Here is a 276-nt window from a genome sequence, read left to right as displayed (position 1 = left end):
GCGCACGCCTGTACCATTGCAATAAGCTGCTGGTTGAATAAGGTGAAGCACGCTATTAATAAAACTATGAGATGAAAAACAAAATGCCGGGTTCGCGATTTTTGAAAGAAAACTCTATTTCGATTTCTGTCCTTTCCATCATTTTCGGTCTGTCTGGATGTGTCACCACTCAAAACGGTGTCGCTATTTCTGCGGATCACAGTCGGGCTCTGAGTGGAGAGCGGACAAAGATGGGCCAGTCCTACAATTTGAATGAAGACTGCACCGTTGCAACAA

General features: G+C 44.9%; 1 pseudogene. It reads left to right on the top strand.

Annotation, left to right across the window (positions count from 1 at the left end):
• Positions 1 to 83 precede the first annotated feature (83 nt).
• Positions 84 to 276, top strand: a pseudogene (locus AF337_RS44535) (hypothetical protein); the annotation flags it as partial.

This window comes from Rhizobium ecuadorense (assembly GCF_001187535.1).
Classification (GTDB): Bacteria; Pseudomonadota; Alphaproteobacteria; order Rhizobiales; family Rhizobiaceae; genus Rhizobium; species Rhizobium ecuadorense.
Note: the sequence above shows the minus strand (reverse complement) of the source record. Positions and strands in the feature narration are given on the sequence as shown.